This window comes from Paraburkholderia sp. BR10954, assembly GCF_040965775.1.
Lineage (GTDB): Bacteria > Pseudomonadota > Gammaproteobacteria > Burkholderiales > Burkholderiaceae > Paraburkholderia > Paraburkholderia youngii.
Genome location: NZ_JBFRCK010000001.1, coordinates 342,305 through 356,670 on the forward strand (window position 1 = coordinate 342,305; position 14,366 = coordinate 356,670).

Consider the following 14,366-nt stretch of genomic DNA (forward strand, 5'->3'; position numbering starts at 1 on the left):
GTCTGTGTCGACATTATCCAATCGCCTTCGGGCGCAGGTCGGGCGAGAAACGGTCATTGGACGTCAGGCCTCAAACCCTCGACAATCCTTGGTCAGGAAGCTTCAATAGTGCGTCATCACTGCTGTTTTATTGAGATTGGCGCGACTCGGAAGAGGTTAAAGTAAGGGGCGGCGAGCCGTCCTGCACTTGTCTGATGCGCACTACCGCGCGTTGACAAATGCCGCCGAACAGATTGCAGAAGTCTGCTGCAGGACAAATCGACCCAACAACAAACCAGCCCATGCAAACTAAGCATAAAATCGAGTGCGGCATTCTCACCAATGTGCGAAGAATAGGGACTTGCTTTTCGCTCGCAGCTGCTCTGGCATTATTCACCCAAACTGGCCATGCTGGGGAGTTGATCTCGGTGCCAACTCGGGGCGACGTAACGCAAAGTGTTTATGTGGATGCTTCGTCGGCAACAGTACCGTGGGTGGTTGTGCTGTTTGCTGGCGATGACGGTGACGTGGCCCTCTCCGACTCCGGGCCGACAAAGAAACGTGGAAATTTTCTCGTCAGGACCGCGCCGTATTGGCTTAGTCATGGCTACGCTACGGCAATTTTCGACGCGCCATCAGATTATGCGGACGGCATGGACGATAACTTTCGGCTAAGTGAAGACGCCCACAAGGACGTTGCGGCGGTAATCGCGGAATTGCATCGGCGCTACCCGAAGGCGAAGGTTGCGCTAATCGGAACGAGCCGCGGAACCATCACCGTTGGCAACGCCCTACGGCGAAATCCCCGCCTTGCAGATGCCTTTGTGCTGACGTCTCCGGCTACGGTCGCGGTCCGAGGAAAACCGGGTCTCTCAGGCATCCATTGGACAGCGAGTTCGGCTCGGGTGTTGGTAGTGTCAAACGAACACGATGTCTGCGTCGCGTCACCATTCTGGGCCGCCAAGAGTCTGGCCACAGACAACGGTTTTGATTTCATCGCCGAATCGAGCACCCAAGGCGGTGGAGATAAGCATGCTGAATGCGGGGGGCAAGCACCCCATGGTTTTCTAGGTGTCGAGTCGACAGCCCTTGACGCGATTAACGATTGGCTAGTTAGAGCATCTGTTGCGGCCGCTAACTGAAATTTGGAGGCCGGTGTTCGTCGCTCGCTGGCGATCACACTTCGGTGGAAGCGAGGAATGGGGTTGAGAGGTCCTTGACACCGGTCGACGCTAACGGCCATGAGCCGCCGGTCGAGGCGTCTATCCAATTTGCATGGCCGAGGTCTCGTCAGCCCCCGCCCAGTGGCCGGTTTCCGGCGAGCAAATTGACAGTGGTAGTGCCTCAAGGCGTCCACTTTCAGCCGCTGATCTTCGCACTCGGACAGACGCTCGAATGTCGCTGCTACCTCAGGCGACGGTCATTTGTTGCGTTAGCCTACGTCGCTTCTGATGGTCTTCGAACAAGCGTTTCTCTCGCCGCGCGACACGATCTTGAAATTTGTTCTCAGCGTTAAAGGATGGAGACGACAATCGGTGCGCGAGTACGTTCGGAAACGCGTGTCTTGCTTCCCGCGCTTTATGCCGTTGCGTTCTGCATGCCGAGGCTCGACCTCTTATGCGGCGCGCTCCTTAGCGAAGTGCAACTGTCACCGCCTCGTCAATCTGCAGCGCAAAGCGGGCTTCAACATCGGGCACGGTGTAGCCAATTGACAGTTCCAGATACGCGTCGCCTAGCACCAGCTGAACGAATGTCGCAGCCCGCAATGCAGCAGTCGATTCGTCAAACTGCTTTCGCAGAATTTTTGCGGCGAAGGCACGCACGACCTTTGCCCCATTTTCGTAAAACACCTGGCCGAGTTCCGGAAGACGCTCGGCCTCAGCAACGATGGCCCGGTAAAGCCGCAGATAGTCCGGCGTGATCAGGATTTGTGCCAACATCCATCCCAACTCCCGCAACTCGACTTCGGGTGCGCCATCGGATTGGTCGTTCTGAGCGCTGGCAAGAACTCCGCCCACCTGAGTGCACATCGAACTCACCAGACCAACGAAGAGCGCCTCCTTCGACTTGAAGTGGCGGTAGACCGTCTGTTTGCCGACCCCAGCGGCCGCCGCGACATCGTCCATCGTTGCCAGGCCGAAACCCTGGCTTAAAAAAACGGTTTTCGCGCCGTCGAGGATGGCAGTCCGCTTGCGGCGTTGCAGCGGGCTCAGGCCAGGAAAAGAGGAAGCGTTCATACGAAATAAATACCAGATCGCCGAGCAGTTGACAAGACTGGTCAGTCTCGTTTAACTTTAACGAAACGAGACTGAGTGGTCTCGTTTTGATGCTATTCAACTTCCTAGGCAATCGTTGGGGGAAAACACTTTGAAACTGTTCATTACGGGTGGCACGGGCTACATCGGGCAAGCGATCGCGCGCAGGGCAATCAGCCGCGGCCATCAGGTGACGGCGCTGGTGCGCCAGGACAGGTCGGCGGCAGCCAGCGCGCTGGCACGTCTCGGCGTGAAACTGCATTCCGGCGACCTGCGTGAGCCACAGTCTTTCGCTGTGGTTGCCAGTGCAGCTGACGGCGTGGTGCACGCCGCGTCGACCAACGATGCGTCCGCCGCTGCTGCTGATAAGGCCGCAGTTGTAGCGATGCTTTCGCATTTGCGTCCGGGCGCGGCGTTTGTCTATACGTCGGGCACCTGGGTCTACGGCAATACGGCGGGAGAGTCCGCGACTGAAGCATCAGCGCTGAACCCGACACCACTCGTCGCCTGGCGGCCCGCAGTGGAGCAACATGTGCGGGCGCTAGCAGCGAGCCATTCGATTGCCGCGGTGATTCTCCGGCCGGCGATGGTGCACGGCTACGGTGGCGGCATCTTCGGCATGCTTGCCGGGATGGTCGGTCAGACTGGCAGTGTGAGGGTCATCGGCGATGGTGGCAATCACTGGCCGGCCGTTCACGTCGATGATCTCGCCACAGCTTATCTGTGCGCGGTGGAGCAGGCGGCAACCGGAGACAGCCGAGTCACGGGACAGATCTTCAACGTGGTCGCGGAAGAGGCCGTTGCCATTGCTGAAATGGGTGAAGCGATTCGGGCCTCGGTCGGTGCCGATCGCGTCGAACTCTGGCCGCTCGACGATGCTCGCAAATCGCTTGCATCGTTCGCTGACGCACTGGCGCTCGACCAGACAGTTAGCGGCCAGCTGGCCCGGCGAGTTCTTGCGTGGGAACCCCATGGGCCCGGCCTGATTGCGGACCTCTCTGCACAAAACCACTTTCAGCAAACTCACGGAGCATGACGATGGCGTGGAACAGTGCGTCTCTCGAATCAACCCTCGCGATGATCGTCGCGGTTCTGTTCGCGATTGCTGGCGTGGTCAATCTCGCAAGACCCGACGCGGTGAAGCGCGACTTCGCGCGCTGGGGCTATCCGGCATGGTTTCAGTTGCTGTGTGGCGCGCTCGAAATGCTCAGTGCGGCACTTCTTCTTGGACAACAAACCAGAATCTTTGGCCTAACGTTGGCCGGTGCGATCGTGATCGGCGCGCTCTTCACGTTGGTGCGAAATCGGGAGCCATTGCGACATCTCGCGCCGGCGCTGGTCTTTTCGACTCTGATTGGGGTCACCTTGGCTGCCCGCGGTTGACGTCTCCTCACCGTCAGGCGAGCTAGCCTGGGACGCTAGCAGGCCGCTCGGGCAATCCGTGTTGCACTTAACTTGGAATACGCACACGGATGGCCCGTCTCCCTCGCACGTACCTGAATCCCAATGGCGGGTCAACGTTAAGACGTCGCCGCTCATGCGCCGTGCAGGTCAACGGCCGAATTGGGTCTCGCTTATGGCCTCCGCCATGCGGCTCAGGGTCGATGTCGCTCGTTGCGTGCTATTGAGGGATTTTTCTACTGCCGCAGTTCCCCAATGCTACCCCTGTTGACCCACAAAGATCCGTACATCAGCTTGGCACGCCGCCTCGCCGCTGTCAGACGCATGTCAGTGAGCATTCGCCATATCCCTCGCGCGATGCTATGTGGGACGCTGAGGAATGCTTACGTATTTCCCTCGCGGTTGTCGCGGGCGCAACTGCGCTGGCATTCTCCAGCTGGCCAGCGAGCGTGACCGCTGCGGGCGACGATGACGGGGGCGAAACGCAAACGCCAATCAAGCATGTCATTGTGATAGTCGGCGAAAATCGAACTTTCGACCACGTTTTCGGCACGTACCAGCCGGCGCACGGTCAGTCGGTGTGGAACCTGCTTTCGCAAGGGATCGTCAATGCAGATGGCTCACCGGGACCTAACTTCAAGAAAGCGCAATAGTGCGAGGCGGAGTTGATCGGACCGGCAAGGTTTTCGCTGGCGCCGTCGGACAAGACGCCGTACGGGACGCTACCCGCTCCGAACACCGGCGGATCGCCTACCGCTGCCAGCGACGCAAGCCCGCCACCATTCGCCAGTCAGGATGCGGCTGTTCGGGTCGAGGGCGACGCGCTCGAGCCAGCCGATATCGATCAACTGTTGAGCGGCGCATCTGGGCTACCGAAAGATGTAAAGGACTCGCGCGTGGCGAACTACAACGCGTTGCTCAACGGCCCGTTTCTGCTGTAACCGCCGCTTTACGACGCATATATGGGTGGCCCCGTGCATCGCTTCAATCAGGCGTGGCAGCAGTCGGACTGCGATGTCGCGCATGCGAGCCGGGAAAATCCGAGCGGCTGTCTGGGTAATCTTTTCGCGTGGGTCGAAACCACCATTGGTGCTGGTAGCAACGGCAAGCCACAACCCACGCCGGTTCAACGACCAGACGACCGGTGAAGGTTCCAATGCGCTCGGGTTTTACAACGTGAACAACGGAGACATGCCGTACTTCACACAGTTGGCGCGACAGTACTCGATGAGCGACAACTACCATCAACCGGTGATGGGCGGTACAGGCGCGAACAGCATCATGATTGGCGCCGCCGATGCGTATTTCTACACGGACGGTAACGGCCACGTTGCCACGCCGCCATCGGATCAGATTGAAAATCCGAACCCTGTGTCTGGCACCAACAACTGGTACACGCAGGACGGGTATTCAGGTGGCAGTTACAGCGACTGTTCGGATCCGAGCCAGCCCGGCGTCGGTCCTATCCGTCGTTACCTGAAGTCACTCTCCTATCGCCCGAAGCCGAACTGTGCGCCAAAGCACTACTACCTGCTCAACAACTATAACCCTGGCTCGTCCCGTGCTTGAGGTCGCGGACATATTCCGCGCCCGCGGGCCAGCATGGCGAAACACGATACGGCTGAGCCCGGGGCAACTGAAGGTCATGTCGGCCATCGAACGGTGCCGCACGGCGGCACTGGGCGGACATGTGCTGCGCTGTTCAGGCTGCGCAAGGACAGAGGTGTCCTTCGATTCGTGCCGGGACCGGCATTGCCCGAAGTGCCAGGCCAGCGCCGCACACCGCTGGCTGGAGGCACGCCAGGCCGATCTGCTACCCATCGAATACTTCCACGTCGTCTTCACGCCTCCCGCACCCGTCAGTGCGATCGCCTGGTATATCAAACGGATCATCTACGGCCTGCTGCTCGACATCGCCGCCGACACGCTGCGCACGATCGCCGCCGATCCCAGACACCTCGGCGCCCAGATCGTGGCCACGCTCGTCCTGCACACCTGGGGCTCAGCTTCCTCGACGCGCTCGAAGTAGCCCACCGGCATGGCCAATTGCAGTTCTTCGGCGAGTACACCGGGCTCGCGGACTCAGCCACCTTTGCCCGGTGGCATGCACCGCTACACACCTGCGAATGGGTGGTCTACGCCAAGCGCCCGTTCGCCGGACCAAAGGCCGTGCTCGAGTACCTCTCACGCTACACGCACCGCGTCGCCATCTCCAACCAGCGTCTCATTTCCTTCGATGAACGCGGCGTGACGTTCCGCAGGAAGGACTACCGTGCCAAGGGGCGTACCCGCTACAAGGCGATGACTCTTGAAGCTGGCGAATTCATGCGCCGCTTCCTGCTCCATGTCCTGCCCGGCGGCTTCCATCGTATCCGTCACTATGGATTGCTTGCCAACTCGGTGCGTCGAGCCAATCTGGCAAAGGTGCGCGAACTGCTGCATGTTGCACCCACGCTCAGCCCGTCACCAGACGACGCTCTCATTGAACGCCGGCCCACCTTTATCTGCCACCACTGCGGCGCGCCAATGATCGTCATCGACATCCTCGCGCGCAGCGCCCCGATCCGGGCACCACCGATGCGACGGGGGCAGACATGAGCGCCGCGGTTCCTCGATCTGCATGTCGAACGTCGGCTTCGCGTCAATGCGGCCCACGAGCGGACGCTCGCGCATAGCACTTCGCGACCTGCCTCGCGTGCCCGCGTCATCATCGCGATCGCACCTCAGCACCGCTTCGTCATCGCGTCAGTGCCCGTCCTGCATCCCGCCTGAACGCGCCGGATCCGGCACCGCTGAGCATCCTGGCCCATCAATCGCCATAGCCGCGAAGCTCCGATCGAATCGGCGCGCTCCGCGGTTTCCTCCATCGAGGCTTATTCGACGCCTGCCAACCCGCGCAGAGGCGTCATCACATCCCTGTGGGCGATGGCAGGCATCGAATAACCCTTAACGACTGTACGCATTCCCAGAAGCCGACCGAAAGCGGCCTTTGACGATTTCAACGGCCGCTCCCGGGACTTTCGTCGAACCGGTGCTCTCGTTACTGGCCACTCGCCAGCACGTTCGGATGGACGCTCAAAGGTCCGCTTTACTTTGCGGATTCAACCGGTCGACGCAACACAATCGAAGTTGCGTAAGCAGCGGGAGTGTTGCAGATGAAGTACAGACCCCGGACCTCTTGAAGAAAGAATGTATCTTAGCGGGATCTCCTGCTCAGAATGCGGCACTCACCGGACAGTCGTACCTATCGCAACAGTGTTAGCGCCGCCGCCTCGCCTTGCCGATCACAGTCGCTGCACCGTGAGACTTTCCATCACGTAAGGCGCGAACCGGAAGTCGCGGATCGCGATGATACGGTCGTCGTCGGTCCAATTCAGCAGGATGACATATGCCACGCCCGCGTCGGCCACTACCGGATCGGTAGCCAGCAGCACCGGGCGATGCTCGGCCCAGCCCAATGACAGCGAACAGCCGGTCGACTCCGCATACCGCGTGAAGTAGACCGAGACGTCTTTGCGGCCCGCCAGACGCGCTCGACTCACGAGGTCGAGACGGACTTCTTCGGCGAGCAGATCGCGTAACGCGTCGAAGTCGCGAGCGTTGAAACGCTCGGCGTAAGCGCGCAGCCGCTCGAGGTCGGCTTCGGCGAGGCGCGGTAGCGCGGCGTCGGATACGCCGACCAGTTCCCTGAGCCGACCGCGCCCCCGGTGCAGCGCGGCCTTGACTGATGGAACGCTGACACTCAGGATCGCTGCCGTTTCCGTCAGCGAATAGCCAAGTACATCCGCAAGCACCACGCAAGAGCGCTGAACGACGGACAGATGCAGAAACATCGCGAGACTCGCGGTCGCCGCCACTCTCGCATCGGCCTGGGCGCCGTGGTCCGTCAGATTCGCCAGCGCCTCGTCGGACTCCTGGTGGCCTTGTCGCTTGCGGCGGCGCAGTGCATCCAGCGCCGCGTGATGAGCAATGGCCAGCAACCAGCTTTCCGGGTGCAAAATCTCGCCGGCTGCCGAACAGGCCGCGACCGCATTGGACAGCGTCTCCTGAACGACGTCTTCTCCATCGAAAGCCGAGCCCATCATGCGCGTGCAATACCGATGCAGACGCGGGCGCATCGCCGCCATCAGTTGAGTGAGTTCATTCGCATCCAAAGCCGAATCCTCCGGTTGATCCTGCACCCCGATATCGAATAGACGTTCCCGCTCACCCAAAGGATGCGGTCCAGAAATATTTTTTTCGCGCGCATCCTTTAGCTTTTCGCCGTCGTCTTTACGGTTATCGGACCACACCGGCGCCGATAACCGTGAAAGGAAGAAATCATGCAACGACTGACACTGGTGCGCTACACCATCAAACCCGAACAAACCGCGGAAAACGAAGCGCTGTCGCGGGCTGTGTTCGATAGCCTCCGGAATGCGGCGCCCGAACACACCGCCTATGCGCTGTTCAGAAACGGCCGTGAATTCATTCACCTCTTCGTGAATCTCGCCGCTGACGATTCGGCAGCCGTCACCGAGCTTCCTGCCTTCAAGGCATACCAGAAAGGTCTCACGGAACGCCTGGAAGCGCCCGTCGAAGTCTTGCGATTGGGCGTCGACTTACTGGACTCGTACGGTTTGCCAGACGATTCGGCGGCACGTTGAATCGGAGGATGCGCTTCGGATATTGCGGCGCTGGTCAACATCATTGGCGCCGCCGACGTACACCAGGCCCGAGGCGTCGCAACGGGATGGTTTGCCCGATAGCCTGGAGATCCGCTATTTCGCCGGATTTCCCTGCTGATGGTTGACGGTGCCCGTCCAAGCCTGCTGGCCACCGAACGGATCGAGTCCCCGGCTACCAGTGAGCGTGAAATCTCCTCGCGCTCGGCCCCGCGTTGGCGCAGCGCATGGAACTGCCGGAAGAGAAGATTCGCGGCATGTTGAAGGTCGCGAGGCAACCCGTATCGCTCGAGACGCCAGTGGGTGAGGATGCCGACGCGACACTTGGCGATATGATCGAAGATCCGATGGCGGCATCGCCCGCAGATGCTGCCGTGCAGGCGAACCTGCGCGTCGCAATCGATGAGGCGCTCGATGCATTGTCGCCGCGTGAAGCGAAGGTGTTGCGGATGCGTTTCGGGATCGATACATCGACTGACTATACGCTCGAGGAACTGGGCAAACAGTTCGACCTGACGCGCGAACGCATCCCGCAGATCGAAAGCAAGGCAATACGAAAACTGATGCACCCGAGTCGTGCCGCCAGGCTTCGGCCATTTCTCGACCAATAACGCGCCGACCCACGCATAAGCGGGTTGCACTGTTTCAGGGACGGCAGGCGCTCCCGATCGTCGAGCGCATAGGCCGTTGTGGAGCGCACCGGGCCCGGACGGCTCAATGCGCTTCACGCCTCATCGGACAGCGGATCGTCGTACGCTACCGCCGACTCACAGCAGGATTGCCTGCTGCAGAAGTTCCAGAGCCTTCAATTCGTCCAATCGGCCCGTGCGTGCCTTACCTGCCAGCGTCTTGATCAACGCTTCCGCGATTGGCGCGATACCGGCAAGGTTGTCCAGGCTGGTGACGGAAGTGGGGAGCGACATGGGGTTTTGCTGCGGGATTGCAGCGGCTGGAAGCAATTCAGCGGTGGGCGGTGTGACCGCCGGCAGCTTGCCATCACTGGCTTCAGAGGAGCGACCGGCGGCCTCGGCGGAGGCACCGCCTATGTGATCTTGCTGGCTGACGACGATTGCCTCTGCCGCTTCTCCGACATCCGCTGAAGCAGGCGAGGCGCTTTCTGGCTCAACCGGGACGCCCGTCCGCGCGCGCCGCGTGTGCACGTTCGAATTTACGGGTCTTCCTGACGGATCGTCGTTCGCGGTTGCCGCAATCGGTTCGTGTTGATCCGCGGACGCACGTCCGCGCGAAGCAGGAGTGAGCAGCCGTGACACCGACTCGGGAATCTCCGCTTCCGAGCGCGGCGAGTCCAACCAGCCAGTCGGCAAACCAAGTCGCTCCGTGAAACGGTTCGCCTCGACATCGTCCATGCGCTTCTTGCCATATAGCCGATGTGCCATGTTTGACTTGGTCATGGATAGGACCACACCAAGTCGTGCTTTGGATCCGTTGCGACCCGTAAGGACGTGGAGGTTCTGCCGTCGAATGTTTTCGACCGTAGCGCTGTCGTCTAACGCCAGCGGCTGCTGCCGGGTCGCTTCAGAAGAGGCCCTGGACTTCGAAGATGAAGCTTTTCCTGGTGCATGGGCGCCAGTCGTTCTGGCCATCTGGCTTCGACTCTTTTTGACGGTCACCGGCGACCCGCCCGTTGCTTTCTTTGGCATTTCCGTTTCCTCGGACAGGTTATCTTCCAGCGTGGGTTGTTGGCCGCCGTTCGGGGCGGAAGCCGGTACGGGCGTTTCAGACTCAACCTCGGGCTCGTCGTCTGATTTGACAAAGTCGAGCGGTGACTTCAGACGGGCGATGGTTTCGGGCGCGAGCGCAGGATGGGGCTGGTCAAAGAAACCGTGCGGAAGCCCAAGCGTGGTTTCCATATGAAAAGCGGTCTCGGGCGTGAATCTTTCGCCCTTCATCAGTTCGGCCACTCGCGTCATGTTCGAGTCGAGTCCGAGCGCGATATTCTCTGCGCCCACGGCATCGACGAAAAACTGAAATGATCGTGTTTTGAAAATCGACGCAGTCTGAGTGGAGTCTCGAGGCGGTGCCTTCACGTACGATTGTCCCTGCCTGTTGGGCGGTGACTTTTTCACGTGACGAGGTTGGCGCTGGCCGCTGTCCCGAGGTCCCGCATGTCGTCCGCGGGGTTGACTCATAAAATAGGGCTCCGTGCGATCAATGTGATGTTCTGGCTCGTGAATTATAGACGAGGGTAAATTTCGAACATCCGATGCGTTAGCCTGTACATCTAGCGAGAAATACCCCCACGCGGCGCACGAATGATGAAGAGCCCGAATCTATCATTGGCCGCGGCTTGTCATGCGACGCCGATATTGTGTTCGCGGATGTGACTGATGCCGGCTACCCCTCGTTTCTGCTCGACGCACGCCAGCGCATTTTCGTGCGAAACAGCTCGAGCACCGGTCGGCGGGAACGGTCTTTGCGGCGGGCTAGGCTGCATCATTTTCGCGCCGGTCCTTTGCGACCGGTACCTGCAGATCGTCCCAATCGAGGAGACAGTTATGGCGAGCGAAACGCTTCTGGTACTTCCGGGTAATGGAGGCGAGACCGAACGGGCTGCGGTGGGCAGTGCCGAGGGTCGCGCGGCAGTTAATCTTTTTGTCGATGTGGCGGAAAGGTTGTTCGAACTGAACCGCACGGCAGTAAAGACTTCAATTGACGAACAATTTGCGGTCACATCGAAGGCGCTTGAAGAAAGATCGCCGCTGGGCGCGTGGCGGCTGCAGGCGAGCTATGTCCTTGCCGGGTCGGCGAAAGCGGCTGCCTACTGGCGCCATGCGAGCGAAATCCTGCTGGACTCGTTTGCGGATGTCGTGAATGACACCGAGCAACGCGTGAACCGGGGCTTCCTCGTGATGACAGGTGTGCTCGAAGACACGACCGTCGGGTTCGGGTCCTCGATTCTCATGGGAGACCAGGGGCCCGCGACGCACAGCATGCAGGAAACGGCGCAGATTATCTCGCAACCCGAGGACGAAACTCCTGCGCGGCGGCGCGGTAGGGCAGATGGATAGGGCGCGTCAAAGTAGTGCGGGCCCGACGCGGAGCAGTACGCGCGGCCACCCTCGCTTGGCCGGGGAAGTCGGATCAGACGAAAGAGCGGCGCGGGCGCGCGCCGCGGCCGGCGTGCGCGAATCATTTGTGCCTTTACGTGTGCATCGGTACGTCGCGTCGAGAGCCGAACGCATCGGCCGCTCTAATGGAAACCTGGACGATGAACCTGAAACCTGTCGAGCAGAAACCATCGTGATCAGCGGTGCGACTGCCTTCAACACCGCGAATAAGTCCTTTAGCCCCGCCGACAAGAAGCGCCAGACCAATCGCCAGTTGGAGGGTAATGGTCGCAAGATTGGTTGGCAGGCCCGTTCATGAAAGGGACATGGCAACCAGCGCCTCCGTTCGATGCCTTCCCTGGAGCGGTTGTTCCGATGCACGACAAGTCACCACCATTTAGATGACGTAGACGCCAACCAGTGCGAGGCTAAACAACGCCCGGACGTACCAAATTGCTCACCGGCAGATACACTTTCCAGTGGGATTCAGGTTGACGGAGACCCGCGTTAGCTTCACCGAACTCATATTCTTGGACCGTCATCGGCCCTTGGGAATTGCCCGAAGCGGTCGCTCAGCATAGCGGCTGAATGTCGGTTGCGTCGGCAAACTCTGTCTGCCCCTTACCCCGCGTTTTCGCCCGGTACATTGCGCTATCCGCGGCACGCATCAATGTTTGGGCGTCGAGAGAACTGCCTCCGGTGCCTTCCGTCAGCAGCATGCACACTCCAATGCTGGCCGAAACGGCAGTCGGATGTCCGCCAGCGGTTCGCACGTTGCTTAGGATGACGTGAATACTATCGGCAATTCTGAGCGCGCCTTCCTGGTCGTATACGCGGTGTGCAAGGACTACGAATTCATCTCCGCCCAATCGTGCGAGCGTGTCACCGCGGCGCATCCGGCTTACCAGGGCCATGGCAAAACTCCGCAGCAATTCGTCACCTACCGCATGTCCGTGTGCGTCGTTCACTTCTTTGAAACCGTCCAGGTCTATCAGGAACAAGGCAGTCTGACCGACTTCGGTACCGCGACCGGTCAGCGTTCGCCCAATCACCTGCTCAAGTCGGAGGCGATTGCTTAGCCCCGTCAGGGGGTCAGTCGCAGCCCGCTTTTCGAGTCGATACACCAGCACCGCCAGGTAGAGGGATATTGCTGCAACGCTAAACGTCAAACCCAGTCCGGCCTCGATGTTTGTTCGCCACCACGGTTGCCAATACATCAGGCTTACGAATCCAGCGAGCGCCACCGCACATGACAGCGCCAGCATTCGTCGGCCGTAACGGCAGCCGGCACCCACCAGTAACCAAAAAACCACCCAGAGCAGCGGAAGCGCGGCCCTGCCGCCAATTGCCAGAGCTGTCGTCACCGTTGCCTGGTCGACAACCGTGGTGAGAGTTAATCTGAGGTGTGAGCGCGCTGGTCCGACCTTCGTGGCGACGTACGTCACGATACCGAACGCGACGTAAATCGCGACCGTCACCATCGTTGAGTAGGCGACTGTCGAATGACAAATCAAGGTGAAAGCCAAGTACGCGAGCAGAACCACAGTTCCAAAAATCATGCGCAATATCGCTTGTTCCTTCTCGGGGTTCTTCGGAAACACACCCAACATCGCTTGCTCGCCCCAAGAATGAAGATCCGCCTCGGCCATGCCAACCACCCCGCTAGAGTCCAATAACTGCCGTCTCGGCAAAACTTCGTATTTGTTCACTTGGGGTCTCCACGACTGAGACCCGCCGTTGGACTCTATCTTAAGATAATTTATGCAATCGCCGTGAATGTTCTACATACGAAATATTTGTGGCCGTAGGAGTGTGCTGACAAGAAAAGATGTACGCCCGCGTCGCTGCTGCAGGACAACATCCCAAAGACCGCTTCCGTCCGGAAAGCTGCCGGACAGCCTACGCTTTCGACTCGGCCAAAGCGGTCGTTGGTCCCTCAAAGTATCAGCGGCCGGTATGGGGTCCTCAGCTGACGACGGTATCGGCCGGTCCGGGCGAGCGGCAGCTTCAGTTGACGTCGAGCGGCTGTGCACGACCTCTGGGCCGCCGTTAGAGTGACCCTCTCGGAAGGGACCGTTGTCAGAGGCTCAACCGACGTTCGCTCATGGTCTTTTCGCTGACCGGCAACCGGGCGTCACGTTGAGCCCCGACTGATTCTCAGCGCGGGCGTCCGTTCCGCACCGCATCCTTTTTGTATCCCACCGTATCTACTCCGATCACAGATACGCCCGCTTACACACAGCCGACTTTCTGACATCAGCGGGATACGCTCATCCGCTCAAATACGCCATCGCTGTCCCAGAGCTTCGGAAGTCACATCTGTCCAACTGCCATGACACAGCCCAGCGATTCCAAGCTAAGTTATTCGAACTTTCTCTACTTGGGGGATCCACTAGTGAGAACGCAAATGAACATGCTGATCAAAACGCTTGCCGCAGTTACGGCTGGTGCCGTGCTCGCAACGAACGCCTTCGCCCAGAGCACCGGGGAGGTCGGGATCGCTTCACCGTACGTCGCCATCAAAAACGAGCCCCAGCCCAAACTGATCGTGGATCCTACGCCGCTTCCGGCAGGGCTGGCCCACGGGATCGTCTGGATCCAATATCGGGTGGAGAACGTGCATATCGTTCCGGTCTTCGGGGCAGCCGCGCTTAACGTGTCTCCACGAATCGGGCATCTGCACGTACACATCGACGATTTACCTTGGGGTTGGGTAGAAGCGAATGATGTCAATACAATCAGCGTCGCGGGTCTGCCACCCGGCCAACACAAGATGCTCGTGGAGTTGGTCGACGCTCAACACCACGTATTCGCTGATTGTACGGAGTGCCGGCAGACGGTGACGTTCACGGTCCCCGAGGGCACGCCTCATTCGCACTGAAGGGCTGTCAAGACCCTCTTCGCTGGTTCCTCGCGAATGACGTCCAACGCATCGTGAATTATGAGCGTTCTACCCGATGACTGAGTGTTCTTCTTTGACATGGGACGGCCGGTCACAA

At 59.8% G+C, this 14,366-nt stretch carries 13 protein-coding genes and 3 pseudogenes; 11 read left to right on the forward strand and 5 right to left on the reverse strand.

Translation table 11 applies throughout. The annotated features are described in order from the left end of the window. Positions 1-281: 281 nt before the first annotated feature. A complete protein-coding gene (locus AB4Y34_RS01535) occupies positions 282-1,121 on the forward strand; it encodes an alpha/beta hydrolase (RefSeq protein ID WP_368715026.1) in 840 nt (279 codons plus the stop codon). 489 nt (positions 1,122-1,610) lie between these two features. Here the strand turns inward: AB4Y34_RS01535 and AB4Y34_RS01540 are convergent, their stop codons facing one another. Continuing rightward, positions 1,611-2,216 carry a TetR/AcrR family transcriptional regulator gene (locus AB4Y34_RS01540; protein WP_176379551.1) on the reverse strand — a complete coding sequence of 202 codons (606 nt, stop codon included), beginning with the start codon at positions 2,214-2,216 and terminating at the stop codon, positions 1,611-1,613. 130 nt (positions 2,217-2,346) lie between these two features. On the opposite strand from AB4Y34_RS01540, the gene AB4Y34_RS01545 reads away from it, so the two are divergent. The 6 genes and pseudogenes from AB4Y34_RS01545 to AB4Y34_RS01570 all read left to right on the forward strand — a co-directional run bounded on the left by AB4Y34_RS01545 (position 2,347) and on the right by AB4Y34_RS01570 (position 6,233). Beyond that, positions 2,347-3,270: an NAD-dependent epimerase/dehydratase family protein gene (locus tag AB4Y34_RS01545; protein WP_368715027.1), complete on the forward strand. Its 924-nt coding sequence runs from the start codon at positions 2,347-2,349 to the stop codon at positions 3,268-3,270. Between the two features lie 2 nt (positions 3,271-3,272). After that, complete coding sequence (locus AB4Y34_RS01550) at positions 3,273-3,617, forward strand: DoxX family protein (protein WP_176379553.1); 345 nt, start codon at positions 3,273-3,275, stop codon at positions 3,615-3,617. Between the two features lie 380 nt (positions 3,618-3,997). Further along, positions 3,998-4,288, forward strand: a complete 291-nt coding sequence (locus AB4Y34_RS01555; protein ID WP_368367210.1) for an alkaline phosphatase family protein — start codon at positions 3,998-4,000, stop codon at positions 4,286-4,288. Between the two features lie 12 nt (positions 4,289-4,300). Continuing rightward, a complete protein-coding gene (locus tag AB4Y34_RS01560) occupies positions 4,301-4,576 on the forward strand; it encodes a hypothetical protein (protein ID WP_176379554.1) in 276 nt (91 codons plus the stop codon). A gap of 148 nt (positions 4,577-4,724) precedes the next feature. After that, positions 4,725-5,204: an alkaline phosphatase family protein gene (locus AB4Y34_RS01565; RefSeq protein ID WP_368367216.1), complete on the forward strand. Its 480-nt coding sequence runs from the start codon at positions 4,725-4,727 to the stop codon at positions 5,202-5,204. Then, a pseudogene (locus AB4Y34_RS01570) lies at positions 5,185-6,233 on the forward strand (transposase). Before AB4Y34_RS01565 ends, AB4Y34_RS01570 begins: the two are co-directional and overlap by 20 nt. A gap of 686 nt (positions 6,234-6,919) precedes the next feature. Here AB4Y34_RS01570 and AB4Y34_RS01575 read toward each other — a convergent pair. Together AB4Y34_RS01575 and AB4Y34_RS01580 are read right to left on the reverse strand one after the other, a co-directional pair. Further along, entirely contained in the window at positions 6,920-8,110 is a 1,191-nt protein-coding gene (locus tag AB4Y34_RS01575; RefSeq protein WP_368715028.1) for a sigma-70 family RNA polymerase sigma factor, read from the reverse strand. Positions 8,111-8,373: 263 nt separating this feature from the next. Continuing rightward, positions 8,374-8,508: pseudogene (locus tag AB4Y34_RS01580) on the reverse strand (helix-turn-helix domain-containing protein); the annotation flags it as partial. A gap of 3 nt (positions 8,509-8,511) precedes the next feature. Here AB4Y34_RS01580 and AB4Y34_RS01585 point away from each other — a divergent pair. Continuing rightward, positions 8,512-8,910, forward strand: a pseudogene (locus AB4Y34_RS01585) (sigma-70 family RNA polymerase sigma factor); the annotation flags it as partial. A 156-nt stretch (positions 8,911-9,066) separates the two neighbouring features. Here AB4Y34_RS01585 and AB4Y34_RS01590 read toward each other — a convergent pair. Then, positions 9,067-10,449 (reverse strand): hypothetical protein, encoded by a 1,383-nt coding sequence (locus AB4Y34_RS01590; protein WP_368715029.1) that lies wholly within the window; start codon positions 10,447-10,449, stop codon positions 9,067-9,069. A 366-nt stretch (positions 10,450-10,815) separates the two neighbouring features. On the opposite strand from AB4Y34_RS01590, the gene phaP reads away from it, so the two are divergent. Together phaP and AB4Y34_RS01600 are read left to right on the forward strand one after the other, a co-directional pair. Then, positions 10,816-11,328, forward strand: coding sequence for a TIGR01841 family phasin (gene phaP, locus AB4Y34_RS01595; RefSeq protein ID WP_368715030.1), 513 nt, complete (start codon positions 10,816-10,818; stop codon positions 11,326-11,328). Positions 11,329-11,383: 55 nt separating this feature from the next. Beyond that, positions 11,384-11,686: a hypothetical protein gene (locus AB4Y34_RS01600; protein WP_368715031.1), complete on the forward strand. Its 303-nt coding sequence runs from the start codon at positions 11,384-11,386 to the stop codon at positions 11,684-11,686. A 253-nt stretch (positions 11,687-11,939) separates the two neighbouring features. Here the strand turns inward: AB4Y34_RS01600 and AB4Y34_RS01605 are convergent, their stop codons facing one another. Next, positions 11,940-13,076: a diguanylate cyclase gene (locus AB4Y34_RS01605; RefSeq protein WP_368715032.1), complete on the reverse strand. Its 1,137-nt coding sequence runs from the start codon at positions 13,074-13,076 to the stop codon at positions 11,940-11,942. Between the two features lie 698 nt (positions 13,077-13,774). On the opposite strand from AB4Y34_RS01605, the gene AB4Y34_RS01610 reads away from it, so the two are divergent. Then, a complete protein-coding gene (locus AB4Y34_RS01610) occupies positions 13,775-14,248 on the forward strand; it encodes a DUF6130 family protein (RefSeq protein ID WP_368715033.1) in 474 nt (157 codons plus the stop codon). Positions 14,249-14,366 lie beyond the last annotated feature (118 nt).

What these genes read in the sequence shown, in the direction of transcription:
- AB4Y34_RS01535 (WP_368715026.1), top strand. Translation starts at nt 282, where the DNA reads ATGCAAACTAAGCATAAAATCGAGTGCGGCATTCTCACCAATGTGCGA.
- AB4Y34_RS01540 (WP_176379551.1), bottom strand. Translation starts at nt 2,216, where the DNA reads ATGAACGCTTCCTCTTTTCCTGGCCTGAGCCCGCTGCAACGCCGCAAG.
- AB4Y34_RS01550 (WP_176379553.1), top strand. Translation starts at nt 3,273, where the DNA reads ATGGCGTGGAACAGTGCGTCTCTCGAATCAACCCTCGCGATGATCGTC.
- AB4Y34_RS01555 (WP_368367210.1), top strand. Translation starts at nt 3,998, where the DNA reads ATGTGGGACGCTGAGGAATGCTTACGTATTTCCCTCGCGGTTGTCGCG.
- AB4Y34_RS01590 (WP_368715029.1), bottom strand. Translation starts at nt 10,449, where the DNA reads ATGAGTCAACCCCGCGGACGACATGCGGGACCTCGGGACAGCGGCCAG.
- phaP (WP_368715030.1), top strand. Translation starts at nt 10,816, where the DNA reads ATGGCGAGCGAAACGCTTCTGGTACTTCCGGGTAATGGAGGCGAGACC.
- AB4Y34_RS01610 (WP_368715033.1), top strand. Translation starts at nt 13,775, where the DNA reads ATGAACATGCTGATCAAAACGCTTGCCGCAGTTACGGCTGGTGCCGTG.